Consider the following 22,099-nt stretch of genomic DNA (forward strand, 5'->3'; position numbering starts at 1 on the left):
AGAAAAATAATTATTGAAATATTTTAGGGCATTTAAATCAATAAATATTTAATTAACTCCTTTAAGGATATTATTATTGATTATTCAATGTTGAGATGTATATCTATAAATGGATATGTTTTTTAAAATCTTTGTGTTCGCTCTTAAATAACTCCTCTTCAGAAAGCGACTTAAAATATTCATAAGTAATTTTCATCCCTACCGCTCTTCCAATTTTTGGCTCCCAATTTAATAATTTTTTGGCTAAAGAAATATCGGGTTGCCTTTGTAAAGGATCATCTTGAGGCAACGCCTTATAGATAATTTTTTGCTTTGTTCCCGTAAATTTAATTATCTCTTCAGCGAACTGCTTAATAGTAATTTCATTAGGATTTCCAATATTTACTGGAGCTTCATAATCGCTTAAAAGAAGTCTAAAAATTCCCTCAACTTGATCATCAACAAAACAAAAAGACCGTGTCTGTGAACCATCACCAAATATAGTTAAATCTTCTCCTCTTAAAGCTTGTCCCATGAATGCAGGAATTACCCTTCCATCATTTAATCGCATTCTAGGGCCGTAGGTATTAAATATACGGACTATACGCGTTTCTATGCCATGAAATCTATGATAGGCCATGGTTATAGATTCTTGAAAGCGTTTCGCTTCATCATAAACACCTCGTGGCCCAATTGTATTTACATTACCATAATAGTCTTCAGTTTGAGGATGGACTAATGGATCTCCATATACTTCAGAAGTAGAAGCTATTAAAATTCTTGCTTTTTTTGCCTTCGCTAAACCTAATAAATTATGCGTCCCTAATGACCCTACTTTCAAAGTTTGAATTGGTATTTTTAAATAATCGATAGGGCTGGCAGGTGACGCAAAATGAAGTATATAATCTAAGTTTCCTTCTATATTAACAAACTCGGTAACATCATGCTTTATAAAGTCAAAATTTGGATGCTTTTCTAAATGATGAATATTCTTTTTATCCCCTGTAATAAAATTATCCATTCCAATAACAAAATAACCTTCATTTATAAAGCGATCACACAAATGCGACCCTAAAAAGCCTGCCGCACCTGTTATTAATACTTTTTTCATCCTATTTTTATATTTTTTTACTTAAAACTATCGAAATGTAATTAGTAATACCTCATTAAATTTGAACGTTTCGGCAATCTTAATAATGAAATATCACTTATTTTTATAGACACTCTAGTTGCACTTATTATTTTCTTTAACAATATTAATATTAGTTGTGGCATTAGGTTCATAAAAACATTTTCCTATAATTGTATTTCCAACAATACTTATGTCCTTACACCAACCTTCTATAGTAAATCCATCACCTCCACTTATTGTGTTGTTAGTAAAACGGCTGTTTTCTACGCCATTAATCCTTAAACCTCCAGATACAGTGTTATTGTCAAATTCCAATCCATACACATACTTAAAATCAGAGTTTCTGTTTGCGTTAAAAACGTTGTTCTTCACAACAAAACTATTTGCTTTTTCATTGAAGTTTGTTTTATAAAAATTAGTTCCCAATTCACAATCATTTACAACATTGTCATAAAACTCGGTATTGTTCAAGGTTACATTTAGACCCTCTGAACCAATACCTAAACCACAAGTTGTAATTGTATTGGAATATATTTTTGCGTTGATTAAAGAACCGTAACCAATAGCCTTACCACAGTTTGAAATTACATTATCGTAAACTTTAAGTCCATTATAATCACCTGCTATTATACCTTTGTTAAAGTTTTTGACAGTATTACCGTAAATTAAATTATTATTATTCCCAGATTGGGTTTCAGCGGTAATACCATCTCTATCTTTTTTACTAAGTTCTGAAACACCTATAACAGTATTGTTTCTAATAATACTTCCTGATGTTTGTCTATACGCTATGCCATTTTCCATAGTATTGTTTTCTATGGTAATCCTGTCGCCTGAATATATCAAAAAACCACCTTTTTCAGACCCTTTTTCTATGTTGTTTTTAATGGTTATATCGTTTACTATTTCATACACAGTTGCATTAGGTCTATAAGGCTCTATATCAATAGCCCACATAGGAGCTGCTCCGTTAGATTTATTAGTGGATATACCAGAATCGATAAATTCATTATTTTCTATGATGATATTTCTTCCATCAGTAAGGGATAAACCGTTGCGTCTGGCTCTTATAATTTTATTACCAGTAATCGTAACATTTTCACAATAGGTGTAATACGAATCATAAGCATGCCCATAAGCATTGATTTCTATCCCATCACCACCTGCATCCATGAGCGTCATGTTTTTGATAGTCACATTTTTACTAGCTTTTACCAATAGTGTATGCAACCATTCTTGCGTACCACCACTAGAATAATCATGTGTATCACGATCTCCATGTAAAATACCACCTTCAACTATGGTATTATCGGCTTTAAATACAGTTAACAAAACTGTGGCAGTGCCCTTATTTGGCTGGACTCTTAAATGGGTATTATCGGTCATTTTCAAATGTATATCTGCCGGTATTTGAATTGCTGCATCTTCTGGTGCTTCTTTTGATTTGTTAAACTCATTTTGTGTTTGAAAATAGGCATCTAATTTATCTATTTTTATAGTAGAAGCCCCAAGACTTTTAACTTTTTGCATTATTTCATTAATAATCAATTTGTTGTTATAAGCAACCTCATCGTTCACAACCCCTTCAACAATGCCCCATCGTTTTGCATCAAAATTAAAAACAGGGTCTTTCATTTGCGGCTTAGTGCCAGCAATCGTTAGGCTTGAATTTAATAGCTCCCCAGAAACCAAATTGTTAGTACCAAAATTAATGGTGCCATTAATAATATCACCACCTTCGTAAACCAGGGTTACTCCTGCTGGTAAGGTAATGGTTTGTCCGCCTAAATCCATCACGCAATTAATAATAACTGTAGCATTGGCAGCTACATTATTTAAATTAAAATCACAAGGTGTGCTTACTGGTGGTATAGCCACTGTGTCGTTGTCATCAGGAACGGTAGTATCGTCTTCTACAACCACCTCTGAAGTAGGTTCTACAAATAATTCCTCATTATTACAGGATACTAGTGCTAGTACCATGAAGCATAAAACATACATAGGTTTAATAATTAGTTTCATAAGTTCTTGATTTGGGAGGGCGTTAATTATTGTTTTCAAAATTAAAATTTAAATTACTATTATCGTTTAAGTGATTTCTATTTTCGATGAAATACAAAAGGCTTTCAAAATAAAATAGTTAAAATGTAGTTTTTTATCGATAATGTGTTTTTTACAATGAATTAAACCTATATACGACCATATTTAAATTATGGATGTTTTTACAATAAATTTTTTTTCGAATGCAAATATAATAGGTTACCATAAAATATGTAACTCATTGTTAATAAGTACTAATAACTTATTTATTGCAAAATTTTCATGGATTATTTGAAGAGAAGACAACAAGCTAAAGATGTGGATAATTTAAGCCAAAAAACAAACTACAGATGTAAAGATGCTTTTTTGTAGACTTTCTTTAATGCATATAAATGCAATAATAAAATAACTTCGTTAGTCATTTAAATGGGTAATAAACAGTTTATTTAATACCAAGAAACTTCACATGGCGCCTAAAAAACATCAAATTTAATTTCCATTTATTAATTTTCAATTCAATAAAAGCTCCTGTTTTTTAATTTTTAAATTCGCAGATTACTGTATTTCAATTCATTAAACAATGTCTTTAATTTTTGTACCCCTGTAAAAACATGCCATACCAATATTAAATCTAATGTTAAGAACTAAATGTAAATGTTAAAAACTTTGGTGTTAGTTTTTGAGTTATTTTTATAAACTTTGTAAGGTCAGTTAGATACTCGTATGCAGTATACTAAGACAAATATATATTTATAAATTTTTAATTTTTTAAGCCAATGGCTATTAAATTTAAGGCGCAAGCCAGAAAGAATCCTCGGGATATTAATTTACCTGAGAAGTACTATGCCGCTGCTATTGCAGACGGTGAAGTAGACATGGACACGCTCGCTGAGCAAATTTCGTATCAATGTACCGTAACAGAGTCCGATTGTTACGCGGTACTACTCTCTTTAGAACGCAACATTATTGACGCGTTAAAACAAGGGCGTATTGTAAAATTAGGTCGTTTAGGCAATTTTCAAGTGAGCATCAGCTCTGAAGGTAGAGACCTCGAACTGGATGTAGATGCCAACGCGATTACTAAAACCCGTATTTTATTTAGACCCGGGAAACGTTTACGCAGTTTGTTAAACGATCTGTCATTTAAAAAAGCGAGCTAGAACTCCGTTGGTCTGACATTATATCGTCGGGCTAAATTTGATAAGGTCTTGAGTGTCTCACCACTCAGGGCCTTTTTTTATACCCTTTTTTAAGCTTAAATCATGCTGATAAACGAATTGTTTGAAGCTGATGCACTTTTTAATTGATGCCGATGACGTAATTGTTTGATCTTAATCTTCTTAAAACCCTCTTTATCAACTCACTTTTAGACATTTCAAGGCATAAAAAAAGCTCAAAATAACAGCTAGAACTCCGTTTTTGAGCTAAATTTGATAAGGTCTTGAGCAGTCTCACCAGCTCAATTCGTATAAAATACGCTGTAAATGTAAAAAAAAACAGGCAGCTAAACATACATTCCATGTTAAATAATTAAGTATATGTTTAAATTTTTGTACGAATTAGCATAAAAAAATACTTTTATGTCGGCAGGCTAGCATGTTTTTATCCATAAATCCATCAGTGGAATTGATTTACTGTGTAATATTTGGTTTTATTAACATTATAATTTTGAAACTTTGAAACTTTGGCCCTTTGAAAGAAATAGTTTAACAATCGAGGAAAGTATCATAAGGACTTCGACTGCGCTCAGTCTGACAGGGGATTTGTTTTTACATTGAAAGGGAGCACTTGATAATGGAGAGTTGTTTCGTATGGACTTCGCCAAGCTCAGTCTGACACCTTCCATCAACCAACAACCATTAACTATTGACTATTGACTATTGACTATTGATTATTGTTTATTGTTGAACTGTTGAATCGTGGAATTGTTTAATTGTGAAACGTTTTATTCTTAGTTTAGTGAAACCTTTTAACTTTAAACTTTGAAACTTCTAATATCTAACTTCTAACTTCTAACTTCTAAATTTGAAACTCTGAATCTCTGAATCTTTGGAACTGTGGAACTTTGAAACTTCAAACATCTAACTTCTCACAAACCTCCAAGTCATCCTATGTATACAAAAGGACCTTCTTTGAAAATTTTATAAATTTATTTCAACAGAAAAAAGAGAACGATAAAAGCTGAATTTTGTCATTGGTCAATTAAAACTGTTCTGAATGCTAGTTCCTTTCGCTCTCTGCTCTTGAACTTACACAGATTTTATGATAGTGTCTTGAAAATGTATCTTTGTTTTGTTAGTTCATGCAATCTACAACACCCCTAATGAGCTTCGCTCGCTATCTTCAATGAAAATATATTTCCATCTCGATAACCTCAAGGGGACAATCCACACCAAACAACTTTCTAACTTAACCATTTTATAACTATGGAACCATGAAACCATGAACTTAGGACTGCACACTTCTCACGCTGTCACCCTGAGTTTATCGAAGGGCACTCTATTCACTTCAAACCACAACCGTAAATATGAATCGAAGGAATATCCCCTCGAGGGGATTATAGGGGTGTTTTTTAAAAGAATCAAAAAAAACTTTCGTCTTGAGCGCATATTTCAAGCTTCACTTAAAATGTATTTCCATCTCGATTACCTCAAACGGACAATCCGCACCAAACAACTTTCTAACTTAATCAGTTTATAAATATGGAACCATGAAACTTAGTACTACTCACTTCTCACGCTGTCTCCCTGAGTTTGTCGAAGGGCACTATTCACGATCCCCCATCAACCAACAACCATAAACTATTGACTATTGATTATTGTTTATTGATTACTGTTCATTGTTTAACTGTTGAATCGTGTAATTGTTAAATTTTGGATCGTTTTATTATTAATATATTCAAACCTTCTAACATTTAACATTCTAACCTTCTAAACATCTAACAATCTAACTTTGAAACTTTGAATCTCTGAAACTACTGACTTCTCACGCTGTCACCCTGATCTTGTCGAAGGACACTATTAACAATCCCCCATCAACCAACAACCATAAACTATTGACTATTGACTATTGATTATTGATTATTGTTTATTGATTACTGTTCATTGTTTAACTGTTGAATCGTGTAATTGTTAAATTTTAGATCGTTTTATTATTAATATATTGAAACATTCTAACCTTCTAACCTTCTAACCTTCTAAACATCTAACAATCTAACTTTGAAACTTTGAAACTCAGAAACTCTGAAACTTTGAAAAAACAGTTTAACCATCGAGGAAAGTATCATAAGGACTTCGACTGCGCTCAGCCTGACAATGGGTGTGTTTTTACTTTGAAAGGGAGCGCTTGATAATCGAGAGTTGTTTTGTATGGACTTCGACTGCGCTCAGTCTGACAATGGAGGGCTGTTTAATAGGACTTCGACAAGCTCAGTCTGACCCATTCCATCAACCAACAACCATTAACCATCGACTATTGATTATTGACTATTGCTCATTGTTTAACTGTTGAATCGTGTAATTGTTTAATTGTGTAGCTTTTTATTCTTACTATATTGGAACCTTCTAACTTGAAACTTTTGAACTTCTAATATCTAACTTCTAATATCTAACTTCTAATATCTAACCATCTAACCTTCTAACTTTATAACTTTATGGCTTTGGAACTCTGAAACTCTGAAACTTTGAAACTTCTAATATCTAATATCTAACTTCAAATATCTAATAATCTAACAATCTAACCTTCTAACATCTAACACCCAACACCTAACACCTAACACCTAACACCTAACACCTAACACCTAACACCTAACACCTAACACCTAACACCCAACACCCAACAAAAAAACAAACATCGCCATACGCATCAAAATACTTTTATATATTTGTTTTACAAACGTATAGCAATGCCCACAAATCAAACCAAAAAAAAACTCATTAGAGTATCAACCGTGCCTCTCAGCCTTAGTGGTTTATTAACAGGACAACTAAAATTCATGTCCGATTACTTTGAGGTTATTGGTGTCTCGTCAAACAGAACGAATCAATTAGACATTGTGCACAAACAAGAAGGCATCAGAACGATACCTGTGGATATGTATCGACAAATTTCACCTATCAAAGATCTTATGGCAATTTGGGAATTGTATAAAGTCTTTAAAAGAGAAAAGCCCTTTATTGTACACTCCATTACTCCAAAAGCAGGTCTATTGAGCATGGTTGCCGCTAAATTTGCTGGTGTACCGCATCGCTTACATACCTTTACAGGCTTAATTTTTCCATATAAAACAGGGGTATTACAAAAAATTTTAATTTTTACCGATAAAATATTATGTGCTTGCGCTACAAACATTTATCCTGAAGGAAAAGGCGTTGAAAACGATTTAAAAGCTTACCACATCACATCAAAACCCTTAAATGTTATTGGTAATGGCAACGTCAACGGAATTGATTTAGATTTTTATTCAACACAACATTACAACGAAGATTTCAAAAGAGTATTAAAAAAAGACTTGCAAATTAATACCGATGACTATGTATTTGTATTTGTCGGGCGATTGGTTAGAGATAAAGGAATCAATGAATTGGTTAGCGTATTTAACAAACTAAATGAGGAAGTAAAAAATATAAAATTACTTTTAGTCGGCGATTATGAGGCAACTTTAGATCCTTTAGATGCTGATACGCTGCAATCCATTAGCGACAATAAAAATATTATTACAACCGGTTGGGTTGATGATGTAAGGCCCTATTTTGCTATTTCTAATTGTTTGACATTTCCAAGTTACAGAGAAGGCTTCCCTAATGTGGTGCTTCAAGCAGGAGCTATGGGACTGCCTTGTATTGTAACCGATATAAGTGGTTGCAATGAAATAATAATAGAAGGACAAAATGGCATTATAATACCTGTGAAAGATAAATCGCTGTTGTATGAACATATGCTAAGCATTTATCAAAAAAAAATACAGTTTAATCCCGTAACTTGCAGAGAACTTATTGCTTCAAGATACGAACAAAGTTTACTCTGGCGAGCCGTTTTAAATGAATATAATCGACTTAACTAAGGCTTTTAATTATGTTAGGAAGAATTAAACATTTAAAGATATTTGCAGGGGATCCGGACAAAAAACCGCTATTTAAGATTATTAAAGAGTGCCTGCATTTTGGCTTGCTAAAAAAAGACTTGCCCGTTGATTATTTTAGAAAATTTCTATATAGAACCGATGTTAAAAATTATCAAGACTATTTAAGTTTAAAAGAACATTACGGCATTATTGAATCACCCAAAATGGTGTTTCCTGAAGTATCTCAAATTTTACAGAATAAATTAAGTTTTAAATTGATTTGTATAAATGAAAATCTTCCAGTTCCTAAATTGATTAGTTATAATTTAAAGGGATGGTTTTTATTCAACAAAAAAAATAAATACATAGAAAATAAAAAAGACCTTTTGTTTTTTTATAAACATCTATTTGACCATTTACAAATAAATAAAATATTCATAAAACCGATTGATGGCATTGGGGGTTTTGGCTGTATACTTTTAAAAAAAGAATCTTTAGAAACTGAATTAAACATTTTTGGAGATAAGTTATTAAACAACTCCTATCTGCATGAGGAATATATAGAACAGCATGATCAAATTAATAAAATTCACCCACATGCTGTTAATACATTAAGAATGGTACATTACATCGATAGAAACCAAAATGTTCATATTTTATCTACATTTATGCGTTTTGGTGTTGGTAAAAGTATTATCGACAACACCTCAAATGGCGGTTTTTCAATTGGGGTTAATAATGAATCTGGGATTTTAGAAGGTATTGGAAGACAAGAGGTGTCAAAAGGTGGAGCAACATTTTTGGTGCATCCAGACACACAATATAAATTAAATGGTTTTAAAATTCCTTTCTATGAAGAAGCTTGTGCATTAGTTAAAGATTTTGCATTTTATTTTCCAAATCGCATTGTAGGTTGGGATATTGCTATTACAAATTCTGGTCCTGTAATAATTGAAGGAAACCACAATCCGGGTTTACACGTATCGGATATCAACTATGGTGGTTATATGAAACACCCTCTTATTAAAGAAATTCTTAATGAAATAAATCAATGAAGCCGCTTATTCGTGTATCAGAATATTTAAAATATCTGGGCTTTTGGGCTTTGGATTTTGTAAGTGGCTCTAAAGTAAGAAGCCATTTAAAAGACATCAAAAGCATTTTAGAATCTAAGGATTCACCACAAGCGGATGCCATACGTAAAGATTATCTGGAAAATGTATTGCAACATGCCGTAACAACGACGACCTTTTATAAGGGCTTTAATCCAAATAACGGACTCGCCGCTTTTCCTGTTATTAATAAAAATACCATTAATAAAAATCCAACCCATTTTCAATCCAGTGTATTTGCGCATACTAAAATTAAAAAAGTAACTACCAGCGGTTCTACGGGAGCCCTTTTAAGCATTACGCAAAACCGCAATAAAAATTACAGGAATGTGGCAGACACGCTTTATTTTTCAAATCTGGCTGGTTATCAAGTAGGTTACAAACTCTTTTATCTGAGACACTGGAGCAACTATTTTAAAAAAAATAAATGGCTGTTGTTTTTACAGAACATGTATCCTGTAGAAGTTGTGGGGCTTTCTGATCATAAAATCGCGACTTTAATAGACTATATAAAACAGGATGCCTCAAAAAAAAGTTGGTTAGGTTATGCCTCTGGTTTTGATAGACTCTGTCAATATTTAGACGCTACTGCCTCAAAACCACTGGATGCCGGGTTTAAATCCATTATTGCCATATCTGAACATCTTAGCGAACAGACCAGACAACGCATGGCTTATTATTTTAAAACCCCTGTGGTTTCCCGGTATTCGAATATGGAAAATGGGATCATCGCCCAACAACCCACCGATGGCAGCACGCATTTTATAATAAACTGGGCCAGTTATCATGTGGAAATTTTGGACTTAGAACAAGATATCCCAGTTGCTCCGGGCGCCATTGGCAGAATCGTTATTACCGATTTGTTTAATTATGCCACCCCACTCATAAGGTATGATACGGGCGATTTAGGAGCCATCGACCACAGTGTCTCACCGCCGGTATTCACAAACATTGAAGGTCGCCGATACGATGCCATTTTTAATACTGATGGACAGATGGTTTCGCCACTTTTAATTAGTAGTATGGTCAATTATCAAGGCGTCTTACAGGCCCAATTAATTCAGGAGCACAAAAAACACTATGTGTTAAAATTAAATGTTACAGATGCTTTTAAGCAAGAAGCACAACTGATAAATGATTTTAAAGCCTTTCTTGGTGAAGATGCCGAAATTGCACTGCGCTATGTAAACGACATTCCTTTACTTAATTCTGGAAAACGCAAAATTGCCATCAACACCTATACGCAACAAACCTAATGAAAAGCAACACTGAAAAAATAAACATCATTATAATTGGGGGTAGTAAACTGTCTCAAGAGATTATAGAAAGTGTTGACTTTGCAGAGCAATACCACATCGTGGGCGTTATTGCTTTGGATAAGGTTAAACCTCAACCTGTTTATACCTCGAACTATCCTATGTATCATGGCATGTCGGCATTTTATGAATTACAGCAAAAACATCATATCACGCATGGTATTGTTGATCTACAAGATCTTAACCTTAAAAAAGACTGCATTAAAGACATTCAGCGCAGTTGCAAGGGCTTTCAATTTATAAATTTGCTACACCCTTCGGTAGTTTTGGGCAAAAATGTGCAGTTAGGAAGTGGTAATATTATAGGTGCTAAAGTAATCATGAATAGCGATAGCACATTAGGCGATTTTTGTTGGATTAACAACCGCGTATCTATCGGACACGATAGCACTATAGAACCCTATGTAACAATAGACACCAACGCGACCATAGGTGGCAATACACGCATTGGTAAGGGAAGTTATATTGGCATGAGTGCTAATATTGTAAACGACATCACTATTGCCAAACATTGCCACATCGAAGCAAACACACTCGTATTACGCAGCGTACCTGCTAACACCAAAATGCGTGGCATTCCCGCAACCGTAGTCCCATCTTAAATGTTCTATTGCTATATCCAAAAAAAACATGTCAGACTGAGCGCAGTCGAAGTCCTCATTAAAACAACAACCATTGTCAGACTGAGCTTGTCGAAGTCCTTATTATATCCCCCAACACAGTCAGACTGAGCCTGTCGAAGTCCCTACAAACAAATCAACACATCAACAAATAAACATAATAAAGTCAGACTGAGCCTGTCGAAGTCCATACACCCCCTAATCCTCCTCTAAAAAAGTATTAAACACCTTACAAACGCATTTTATCAAAAATAACGTCCTTTAAACAATAATAATACAAAGATTTCATAAATCCTTTTAACTTTGGCTTCTTATAGTTTAAGAATCGCAAGAAGCAAAAGCAATAAAACACTTAAACTATAAAACCATCAGTAATAGGTTCATTTTTTTATAAATAAAAGCACAAAAAAGCGGCTGCTGTTCTTAAAAGTAAAGGTGAAATAACAGGTAAAGGAATACATGAAAAACATTTTAATAATTGGCGCCTCTGGGCATGCCAAGGTAATTATTGACATTGTTGAAAAGCAAGGCGACTACCAAATATTTGGCTTGATTGATTCCTATAAAAAAAAAGGCGGCAACATGTATAACTACACCATATTAGGAACGGAACATGATATACCCGAAATCTTAAAAACAGAAACCATTACAGGTTGTATCATTGCGATTGGTGATAATTATACGCGACAGGTACTCTACAACAAAATACTACAACTACATAAAAAAATAAAATTCGTAACCGCCATACATCCCGATGCGGTAATTGGTAAAAATGTGCGCATTGGTGGAGGCAGCGTTATTATGGCCGGAGCGGTTATTAATAGTGATGCCCTGATTGGAAAGCAATGTATTTTAAACACCAAATGTTCCATCGATCACGATGTCCGCCTCGGTGATTTTTCAAGCATTGCACCCGGAGCCACTCTAGGCGGTAATGTAAGCATCGCTACCTGTTCGGCCATAGGGCTTGGTGCCAACCTTATTGAAAATATAAACATTGGAAGCCATACGGTAGTGGGAGCCGGTTCTTTAGTAGTGAAGTCGCTGGATGATAATCTTGTGGCCTATGGGGTGCCCGCCAAACCCATACGGACAAGAACAGCCTCCGAAGCCTATTTAGGACTTTTAGAAGACCATCAAATATCTAAAATTTATTCTTTGGAGTTAGTAACCATCGGCACGGAAACCGATTTAGAAACCTATAACAAGAGACTTCAATCCACAAACCAAAGCCATACCTTTTATACGGCTGAATACTGTAATCATTCCGATTCCCAAAAGCTAAACTACTTCTTATTTAAAAAAAACGAACAACCCTACATCATCATGCCCGTTTTTTTTAATACGATCAAATCGGGCGCCAGTAACATCGCATCTCAGTATATCGATGTCACCTCCCCCTATGGCTTTAGCGGCCCATTAAAGCATCCGAAGGCTACAGAACTTGAAAAAGAACTATTTTGGAATCATGTAGATACATGGTATACCGCCAACAACGTTGTTACCGAATTCATTCGTTTTAATTTAACCTATAATTATCATGGCTATACCGGAAATTTAATTCCTACCTTAAATAATGTGAATGGAAAATTGAGCAGCTTTGAGGAAATCTGGAATAATTTCAAACCAAAAGTTAGGAATAATTATAGAAAGGCTGAAAAAAACAAGCTACGCGCAGACATTTTTCTGGAAGCCATAAGTCCCGAAACCATACAGTCTTTTTACGATATTTATATCCAAACCATGTGTAGAAATGACGCCGCTCAAAACTATTTTTTATCACTAGACTATTTTAAAAAGCTTATTTTAAACCACCCAAACACCATGCTCATTGTGTTGGTGTACCATGAAGACATAGCCATTTCTACCGAATTACTCATTTTAAACGACGATACCATGTACTCCTATTTAGGCGGTACCCTAAGCGCCTATTTCGATTTGCGCCCCAATGATTTCTTAAAAATAGAAATGATAAAATGGGGTTTAGAAAACGATATAGCACACTATGCCTTAGGCGGTGGCAGAACGAATAACGATAGCCTCTACCATTATAAAAAAGCCTTTTTTCCTAAAGATGACGATGTGATTTTTTATACAGGAAGAAAAATAGTGAACCAGGAAATGTACCAAAGTCTTATTAAGGATATAGAAGTATTAAAATATGAAGAAGTAATTAACGACGTAACAAATAGAAACTTTTACTTTCCCTATTACCGGAATCCGAAAAAAAATAATGGCAACACCAACCCTGAATTAGAGGTTATAACCACAAAAGAAGCTTGGCAAGAAGCCATAAATGTTATGGATGCGGTAGATTTTTACCACCAGTTCGACTACCACCAACTGTCTGAAAACCCAGAGGTCAAGCCCGTATTACTAAAATATACGGAGGGTGATAAAATTATTTGCTTACCCTTACTTATTAGACAGATTCCCAATTCTAAATTAAAGGATGCCACCTCGGTTTATGGTTATAGCGGACCGCTCATAAAACACATAGATTCCAGCTTCGATAATACATATTTTAAAAATTTAGTCACTAAGTATTTTAGCGAGAACAACATTATTAGCGTGTTTTCTAGGTTAAACCCCTTTGTAAACCACCAAGACACGGTATTAAATAATTTTGGTGATTTGGCATCCCTTAGCTATGTGGTAAATATCGATTTAACCAAATCGCTGGAAGACCAACGTATGGTATTCTCAAAATCGACGAAACGCTATTTAAACAAAAGCAGAAAATTTTTAGATTTAAAAATAAGTGATGCTGCGCAAGATATTAAAACCTTTATTGACATATATTATGAAAATATGAATCGTGTTAACGCCAGAGATAGTTATTATTTTAATGAAGCATACTTTTATAATTTTGTGAATAGTGATGATTTTAAAACAGAGGTTTTGTTTGCAACGGATAAAGAAACCGGTGCTATTGCAGCAGCAGCAATGATGGTAAAGTGTCACAATATTGTGCAGTACCATCTGTCTGGTACCAAAGCAGAATATTTACACCTCTCTCCCATTCGCTTTATCATTGATGAAATGCGTATAAAGGCAACCCAAGAACAGTATCGCTATTTTAATTTAGGAGGAGGCTTAGGGAACAATGAAGATGAATTATTTAAATTTAAGGCCTCGTTTTCAAAAGATTTTAAACCATTTAAAGTTTGGAAATACATTGTGAACATAGAGGCTTATAACGATTTGGTTCGTCAAATAGACCTATCTCCTGAAACAAACACCGAGTTTTTCCCGTTATATAGAGCACCGAAATAATAACCAACCGTGTATAGTACAGACAATAAAAAAACTACCATATAATAAAAGACTACCAATAATCTATTGGAAAATACTGGAAAGTTATAATAGACACTTTTTAAAAACATAATGAAACTTGATGATTACAGATAATTACATAAAAAAACGAGATGGCATTGGTTCGATGTTTCACGACATCGCTTTAGAAGCGCATGCGATAGACACGATACCTATAGAAATGGATTACACCCTGTTCTATACCGGGAGGCAAGCGGTTAAATACATTCTTGAAACCATTAAAGAAAACCATAATATTGAAAAAATTTGGATGCCCAGTTATTATTGCCAGCATGTAACCCGATGGATAAAAAAGGTATATACTAATCTGCATTTTTATGATATCAACCCCTTCGAATTTCACAGTGCTGTAGATGTGAACAGCTTCGCATCAAAAAACGATGTGGTACTTATTAATAATTATTGGGGGCTCAGCGATGGCTTTTCCAAAACAGCCGATTCCCCTATTATTATTGAAGATCATTCCCATGGCTGGCTAACAAAAAATTGCATGAAAAGTAAGGCCGATTATTGTTTTGTATCGCTTAGAAAAACATTACCCATTCCTTTAGGTGGCATCTGCTGGAAACCAAATGCTAAAATGGAAACGGCTAAAAATCATTTTATAGACGATCCTAAATTTTATGACGTTTTTGATCGCTTACACTTGGCCATGAAAGCTAAATATGATTATAAAAAAGGCACCACTCAGATTGAAAAGACCGGCTATTTAAAAGTTATGGAAGATACTGAAGATTTTTTAGATGCCAATCATGAAATCATTAGTGTACGTCCTCAAGATGTGAGGCTTTTAGAAACCTACTTGCCGCTCAACTTTTTAGCACATAAAGCAGCAAATTTAAACTTACTGTATCAACACATACAACCGACTCCACTCATACAAATTATTAAAAGGCCCGATTACACAAGTTTTGGTTTATTGCTCTTACTAAAAGAGCAAAGCTTATGGGCATCGTTACGCAATCAGCTCATCGAAAATGAGATTTACCCCTCGTTTCTATGGCCAGACAACAAATCCTTGCCCGAACTGGGTTATGTTTTAAATATTCATGTAGATTTTCGATATCATGCCATCGACATGGTCTACATTGCAAACACCATAAACGATTGGATACGCTTTAACACAAAAGCTTAAAGTATTACTTAAAACTATCAATTTAAACAGTTAAAAATCAAAGATGAAACTTTACCAAAATATCATAAAAAGAATTTTCGACATGGTACTGGCGGCCATCGCACTATTGATGTTATCACCCGTATTAATAATTGTTAGCATAGTATTATTAGTGTCTAATCACGGGAAACCTTTCTTTTTTCAAACCCGCCCCGGGAAAAACGAAAAGCCCTTTAAGATTATTAAATTCAAAACGATGAACGATAAGACAGATGCGCATGGAGAACTCCTACCCTTCGACCAACGGATTACCGCTATGGGCGCATTCATTCGAAAATATTCTTTAGACGAAATTCCACAATTACTAAATGTGCTAAAAGGCGACATGAGCCTAATTGGTCCGAGACCATTATTGATGCAATATTTACCGCTTTATAATGAACAACAAAAGAAACGCCATAATGTAAAACCAGGCATTACGGGGTGGGCTCAGGTTAATGGCCGTAACGCCATAACCTGGAAACAAAAATTTGAATTGGATATTTGGTATGTAGAACACCTCTCTTTTCTAGTGGATTTAAAAATATTACTACTTACCATAAAAAAGGTAGTAATAAAAGAAGGCGTCAACAGTGATGCGAATTTAAATATGCCCACCTTTATGGGAACGGATAACGAATAAAAACGACACATACAAAAAAACCCTAATAACCTAAGTTCGATTATTATTTAGTTGAATAGCAATCTTTAATAAAAAATTTAATGAGTGATTTGTCATTCCGAATAAGGAACGAGGAGAAACCACAGGTTCAACGCAGTTAAATCACATCTTTATAAGATGTCTCTTCTTTCATGCTTCACACCGTCGCAATAACAAATTGTTACTTTTTTAATAATGTAATCCAATTTATAATCCCGAATTATAAATCGAACTCATTTTGAATAAAACCTAAAAATGCTTTATCTTGAACCTACTGTTCAAGCTTCAGCTTACACCCCTTATGAGTTTCGCTCGCTATCTTCAATGAAAATATTTCCTTCTCGATAAGCTCAAGGGGGACAAACTACACTATGTAACTTCTTAACTTCATCACTTTGTAACATTGTAACTTTATAACCTTTCACTACTCACAACTCACTAATCAAAATCTAACAATCTAACCAAAAAACCATGAACTAATGACTAATGACTATTGACTACTCACCATTCACTAATTACTATTCACTTCTTATCACCCTGAGCCTGTCGAAGGGCACTATACACGACTCTCTAGCTTTAAACTTTGAAACTTTATAACTTTGTAACAACCAAAGAAATATCCCCTCGAGGGGATTATAGGGGTGTTTTTAAAAAATCTAAGTTCGATTATTATATAGGAATAGCAATCTTTAATAATAATTTTAATGAGTGATTTGTTATTCCGAATAAGGAGCGAGGAGAAACCACAGGTTCAACGCAGTTAAATCACATCTTTATAAGATGTCTCTTCGTTCATGCTTCTCGCCGTCGCAATAACAAATTGTTACTTTTTTAATAATGTAATCCAATTTATAATTCCGAATTATAAATCGAACTCAGGTTAATAAAAGCTTAAACCAGCGGCTTCTTACAGTGGGCAGTCACTAAACTCAACGTTTATCAATTAAAAAATCGCCAATAGCCAAATAATCAAGCCCTGTAGAAAAGAAACATCGAATGGCATCTTGTGGCGATTCCACCACGGGCTCCCCTTGTATATTAAAGCTGGTATTAAGAACCACCGGAACTCCTGTTTTATCACCTAGCTTTTTAATTAAAACGTAATAGCGTGGATGCGAGTCTTTGCTAACTGTTTGTAAACGGGCACTACCATCTACATGCGTGACTGCAGGAATAACCGATTGCTTGTCGGGCAACACGTTGCACACCTTTAGCATAAAAGGCGCTTCGACCGTTAAATCAAAAAATTCATTCTTCGCCTCTACAATGGCTGATGGAGCAAAAGGCCTATAAGCTTCTCTAAATTTAACTTCGGCATTAATTTTATCTTTCATGTCTGGAAACGCAGGGTTGGCCAGTATACTTCGGCTTCCCAAAGCACGTGGACCAATTTCCATAGCGCCTTGAAACCATCCAACAATCTTACCATCTGCTAAGAGTTGCGCGGTCTCTTCACAGATATCATCACACTTTGTATACTTTAATTTAGCACCTTTTAAAATCTTTTCGATGTCCTCATTACTATAACTAGTCCCCACATATGGATTTAAATGCACGAAATTACGAGGTTGTTTTAACAAGCCGTTGTACAGATAATACGCAGCACCAATAGCCGTTCCATTATCGCCAGCAGCAGGCATCACATACACATCTTTAAATTTACTTTCTCTAACAATTCGACCATTCATCACGCTATTTAAAGACACCCCGCCAGAAATCACCAAGTATTCTGCTTTTGTTTTTTGATGAAGTATGTCGCATATTTCTAAAACTTTATTTTCTAAAACCCGCTGAAACGCTGCCGCCACATTCATATGATGTGGCTTAAAATCTTCGCCATGCTTCCGGGGTTCTCCAAATATTTTAAAGAATTTATCAGAACAGCGTTTCCAACTCATGTTCTGATAATTAAAATAACTTAAATCGAACTGTAATTGCCCCTCCGGCGTAACATTAACAATCTTACTTACCTCCTCTAAAAACACTTCTGCGTCGCCCATAGGTGCTAAGCCCATGGTTTTACCTTCATCGTAGCTTGTTCTAAAACCGCAAAATTGAGTAACCGCTTCATAAAAAGACCCTAAGGAATGTGGAAAATAACTTTGCCCTAAGCAAGTTACTGTATTACCCTTCCCGACGCCTAACCAGGTAGTTGCCCATTCTCCCGAACCGTCAACACTAAGTACGGCAGCTTCCTTGTAAGGCGACACAAAAAAAGATCCTGCGGCGTGACATAAATGGTGCTCAATAAAATGTACTTGAGGGCCTTCCTTTTTACTGTTCCAATGGTACCCAAACCAATTCCAGAAGCTTTTTTGCTTGTTATATCCATGTACCAATTCGTGATTGATAAAAGGCTTGATAGTTTTAAAATTATTAAGACCGTGCAACACCTTTTTACCCAGATTATGGGTAGGCTTTATTGAAACCGCAATATGATTGATATCGTTATATGTTAAACCGGCCATTTTTAAACAACGATCTATGGCTAACATGGGGAATACTCTGGTATGCTTGTCTCTGTTAAGCCGCTCTTCTTCGATAGCTGCTAGCAACTGACCATCTTTTATAAGACACGCCGTGGAATCATGGAAATAATAATTTAAACCGAGAATAATCATGTAAATAATGGTTAGAGCTTATGTATTCTAAAAGTAATTAATCTGTAGTCAATGACTTCATTTTATTGATTATTCGACGGAAAAATACGTTAAACGGTTTTACAAAAAAATAATTTAAAACGCATATCTAAAAAACGTATGTTATGGAACGATACTTAAACACCAATACCATTAATAAATCGATTGCAAGCATAAAAGCCAAACGCCTTTAGTAGCTCAACCACTCTAAGCTCAAAACGAATCACTACTTGTTTCCACCATCTCTCATTTTTTAAATTATTTGAAACTAATCTTGATATAACACCTGGTCTGTGCTTATTTTAATACATAATGCAAAGTATTGTGCGCGTTATTTTAGAGCTTTTTAAGATAATTAAGAATAAAGTATTATATTGAAATTATTATAGGTTGCCATGTAATACCTATTTTCAATACGAATAGTTCATAATCACTTAAAATTTTAATTAGTTTAATTTTAAATTAATTTTAATAACATAACTCGAAACCATGTATCGACTTTTTTTTAAAAGATTTTTTGACTTTATCCTTGCCTTATTGGGTTTTATTATAGTGTTCCCTGTATTTGTTTTTATTACTTTATACTTAACGATTACTAATAATGGAAAGCCGTTTTTCTTTCAAAAGCGTCCTGGTAAAAATGAAAATATTTTCGCAATTATTAAATTTAAATCCATGGTCGACAAAAAAGATAGCAATGGCAATGTATTACCAGATAATGAAAGAGTTACCAATTTTGGCACCTTTATAAGAAAAACATCACTTGACGAAATACCTCAATTAATTAATATATTAAAAGGAGATATGAGTTTAGTTGGCCCAAGACCCTTAAGAGTGCACTATTTACCATATTATACAGAAAAAGAAAAAATACGTCACACAGTGAGACCAGGCATTACAGGATTAGCTCAAATTTCAGGTAGGAATCTGTTAAGTTGGGATACAAAACTAGCCAAAGATGTGGAATATGTAGAAAACTTATCTTTTGTTAATGATTTAATAATTTTATTAAAGACAGTGCGGAAAGTTTTCAGCTTCAGCGATACGTATATAGATCCGAACATGCTGGACTTGAAGGCGCTAAGACAAAGGAAAAATTGATTTTTTGTTTTATTTTTTTTATATTTCGAAGCATATGGGTTATCAAATAAATAAAAACATGGCTGATTCAGAAAGAACAAATAAGAAAATTAATTGGGCTATTTTGGTCACAGGATGGGGCCAAAATGCCTCGGATGTTATAAAACTTTTCAATAAAGGTAGTTTTAAAAAATCAGATTTATCTTTAGTTGTTTGTGAAAGCGAACCATGTGGAGCTAAAGATATGGCCGAAAAGTGTAATATTGAAGTTATGAAGATTAGAAGTGCTGATTTTTGTGGCCAAAACACTTATCAAAACCATTTGATTGAGAACTTCAAAACTAGAAATATTGATTATCTGCTTTTACTTGGATACAAATATATTATTGAAGAAACTATGCTAAGCGCTTTTCCCAATAGAATTATTAATATCCATCCGTCTCTTTTTCCCAGTTTTTTAGCAACACAAACCGCCATACAAGATGCCATAGATTATGGCGTGAAAGTAACGGGAATAACAACCCATATTATTGATGATAAAATTGACAGAGGCATTATATTGTGCCAAGAACCCATAAAAATAAAACCTACAGATACCTTAGAGTCCCTTTATCCTAAATTTTCTAAAAAAGGAAAAAAAATTATTGCAAAAACTATTAAACATATAGAGAATAGATCTTGATAATAATATGCTGCCATTTTTTCTAAGGCTAATTTAAAATAACTTTGTATTAAATGAATATTTTTGAATAACAGAATAGGTTAATATTTCAATCTATTTACGAAATAGTACTTGTTTGAATAATGAGAAATTACTACCACAATGCGGTTATTTTTTAGACTTTTAATATGATTCATCTTCTGTACTTACCGATATTTTTAAGAGTAGACCTAGCTCAAGAACATCTATTCTATAAATTGAATAAATGCCCATAGATTACATTCAAACAAAACCAAAAAACATCAAATAATTAACTTCTTATGTTAATAAATCGCTGTATTATAAACAACACAACCTGTTTTTTTTATAATAATCAGCAATTAAACTGGCAACAATAGATCTGCCATGATTATTCCAATGCTGATCGTAGATTAAGGTGGTTGGTAAAACAGATTGATTCAAACGTTCTGAATAATCTATATAACGATAACCCTGTTCATGTAAATAATCTAATAACAATTGCGGGGTTTTACTTGTGTCTATTAAAAAAACAAAACGTTCTTTATCAAAACCGTAAACAGCGACTAAACGTTTAAAGTTTTCAAAACGTTGTTGCTGTAATTGCACTTCCTGCAACTGTATCTCTTCTGCAGTTTTTTTTACCACAACAGGCTCGCTACCAGAAAGCAAATTTCGAACGAGTTCTCTGGGAGCATCAAAAGCCCCAATGTTTTGAAAATACACCAATAACTTTATTTGACGCATGGCTTTAAATTTGGCCGATTCTAGACGCATCCTGTCTTGAACAACTTCGTAAGTACCTCTGGATAAATCCGTATTAAAATCTAATCCGATAATAACGTAATCAATCAAAGCAAAAAACTTTGGATATTGATGAATTAAATGCAACTGGTCTGCTAAGTCATAACCCGCATAACCAATCTCATACACGTCTACATCATGAAGTTTTGACTCTATTTTTTTTCCTATAGAATTATCGTAATCTTGATGAAAGCCTTCTATATAAGAATCCCCTACTATAGCAATCTCTGTACGTTCTTTAGAAGGTTTAAAATCGCGGTAGGAATTATAACCAGAGCTATTGATATGAAATTTTGAAAAATTTTGACGTCTATTTCCAGTTACAGCATAGCCCTCTTGATTCGGAACCCACCGCTCCACCCCGCGCTCATCAACAAATCGAGCAGGATAGTCCTTGGTTAAATGCAACACACGCACTAAGACTTCGAGTATCATGACGATAAGCACCGTATAAAGAAACATTTTAAAAAATAACTTTTTCATCTT

At 34.2% G+C, this 22,099-nt stretch carries 14 protein-coding genes; 10 read left to right on the plus strand and 4 right to left on the minus strand.

Annotation, left to right across the window (positions count from 1 at the left end; all coding sequences use genetic code 11):
- Nucleotides 1-103 precede the first annotated feature (103 nt).
- Together ACFQ0I_RS11015 and ACFQ0I_RS11020 are read right to left on the minus strand one after the other, a co-directional pair.
- A complete protein-coding gene (locus ACFQ0I_RS11015; protein ID WP_379942239.1) occupies nucleotides 104-1,090 on the minus strand; it encodes a UDP-glucuronic acid decarboxylase family protein in 987 nt (328 codons plus the stop codon).
- 114 nt (nucleotides 1,091-1,204) lie between these two features.
- On the minus strand, nucleotides 1,205-3,133 hold the full coding sequence (locus tag ACFQ0I_RS11020; RefSeq protein ID WP_379942241.1) for a right-handed parallel beta-helix repeat-containing protein: 1,929 nt from the start codon (nucleotides 3,131-3,133) through the stop codon (nucleotides 1,205-1,207).
- A 794-nt stretch (nucleotides 3,134-3,927) separates the two neighbouring features.
- On the opposite strand from ACFQ0I_RS11020, the gene ACFQ0I_RS11025 reads away from it, so the two are divergent.
- The 8 genes from ACFQ0I_RS11025 to ACFQ0I_RS11060 all read left to right on the plus strand — a co-directional run bounded on the left by ACFQ0I_RS11025 (nucleotide 3,928) and on the right by ACFQ0I_RS11060 (nucleotide 16,393).
- Nucleotides 3,928-4,311 carry an HU family DNA-binding protein gene (locus ACFQ0I_RS11025; protein ID WP_379942243.1) on the plus strand — a complete coding sequence of 128 codons (384 nt, stop codon included), beginning with the start codon at nucleotides 3,928-3,930 and terminating at the stop codon, nucleotides 4,309-4,311.
- Nucleotides 4,312-7,055: 2,744 nt separating this feature from the next.
- A complete protein-coding gene (locus tag ACFQ0I_RS11030) occupies nucleotides 7,056-8,213 on the plus strand; it encodes a glycosyltransferase family 4 protein (protein ID WP_379942245.1) in 1,158 nt (385 codons plus the stop codon).
- Between the two features lie 11 nt (nucleotides 8,214-8,224).
- Nucleotides 8,225-9,268 carry a sugar-transfer associated ATP-grasp domain-containing protein gene (locus tag ACFQ0I_RS11035; RefSeq protein ID WP_379942247.1) on the plus strand — a complete coding sequence of 348 codons (1,044 nt, stop codon included), beginning with the start codon at nucleotides 8,225-8,227 and terminating at the stop codon, nucleotides 9,266-9,268.
- Nucleotides 9,265-10,581 (plus strand): CoF synthetase, encoded by a 1,317-nt coding sequence (locus ACFQ0I_RS11040; protein WP_379942249.1) that lies wholly within the window; start codon nucleotides 9,265-9,267, stop codon nucleotides 10,579-10,581. The genes ACFQ0I_RS11035 and ACFQ0I_RS11040 overlap by 4 nt, the downstream gene beginning before the upstream one ends.
- On the plus strand, nucleotides 10,581-11,243 hold the full coding sequence (locus ACFQ0I_RS11045; protein ID WP_379942251.1) for an acetyltransferase: 663 nt from the start codon (nucleotides 10,581-10,583) through the stop codon (nucleotides 11,241-11,243). Before ACFQ0I_RS11040 ends, ACFQ0I_RS11045 begins: the two co-directional genes overlap by 1 nt.
- 477 nt (nucleotides 11,244-11,720) lie before the next feature.
- The gene (locus ACFQ0I_RS11050; RefSeq protein WP_379942253.1) at nucleotides 11,721-14,537 is read left to right on the plus strand and encodes a NeuD/PglB/VioB family sugar acetyltransferase; all 2,817 of its coding nucleotides are present in this window, start codon (nucleotides 11,721-11,723) and stop codon (nucleotides 14,535-14,537) included.
- A gap of 121 nt (nucleotides 14,538-14,658) precedes the next feature.
- Nucleotides 14,659-15,732 (plus strand): hypothetical protein, encoded by a 1,074-nt coding sequence (locus ACFQ0I_RS11055; RefSeq protein WP_379942255.1) that lies wholly within the window; start codon nucleotides 14,659-14,661, stop codon nucleotides 15,730-15,732.
- Nucleotides 15,733-15,775: 43 nt separating this feature from the next.
- Nucleotides 15,776-16,393, plus strand: a complete 618-nt coding sequence (locus ACFQ0I_RS11060) for a sugar transferase (protein ID WP_379942257.1) — start codon at nucleotides 15,776-15,778, stop codon at nucleotides 16,391-16,393.
- 947 nt (nucleotides 16,394-17,340) lie between these two features.
- Here ACFQ0I_RS11060 and ACFQ0I_RS11065 read toward each other — a convergent pair.
- Nucleotides 17,341-19,032, minus strand: coding sequence for a carbamoyltransferase family protein (locus tag ACFQ0I_RS11065; RefSeq protein WP_379942259.1), 1,692 nt, complete (start codon nucleotides 19,030-19,032; stop codon nucleotides 17,341-17,343).
- Nucleotides 19,033-19,539: 507 nt separating this feature from the next.
- On the opposite strand from ACFQ0I_RS11065, the gene ACFQ0I_RS11070 reads away from it, so the two are divergent.
- Both ACFQ0I_RS11070 and ACFQ0I_RS11075 read left to right on the plus strand, forming a co-directional pair.
- On the plus strand, nucleotides 19,540-20,151 hold the full coding sequence (locus tag ACFQ0I_RS11070; RefSeq protein ID WP_379942261.1) for a sugar transferase: 612 nt from the start codon (nucleotides 19,540-19,542) through the stop codon (nucleotides 20,149-20,151).
- 58 nt (nucleotides 20,152-20,209) lie between these two features.
- Nucleotides 20,210-20,812, plus strand: a complete 603-nt coding sequence (locus ACFQ0I_RS11075) for a formyltransferase family protein (RefSeq protein WP_379942263.1) — start codon at nucleotides 20,210-20,212, stop codon at nucleotides 20,810-20,812.
- A 318-nt stretch (nucleotides 20,813-21,130) separates the two neighbouring features.
- Here the strand turns inward: ACFQ0I_RS11075 and ACFQ0I_RS11080 are convergent, their stop codons facing one another.
- Complete coding sequence (locus ACFQ0I_RS11080) at nucleotides 21,131-22,096, minus strand: hypothetical protein (RefSeq protein ID WP_379942265.1); 966 nt, start codon at nucleotides 22,094-22,096, stop codon at nucleotides 21,131-21,133.
- Between the last annotated feature and the right edge of the window lie 3 nt (nucleotides 22,097-22,099).

The organism is Mariniflexile aquimaris, from assembly GCF_042676825.1.
Taxonomy (GTDB): domain Bacteria; phylum Bacteroidota; class Bacteroidia; order Flavobacteriales; family Flavobacteriaceae; genus Mariniflexile; species Mariniflexile aquimaris.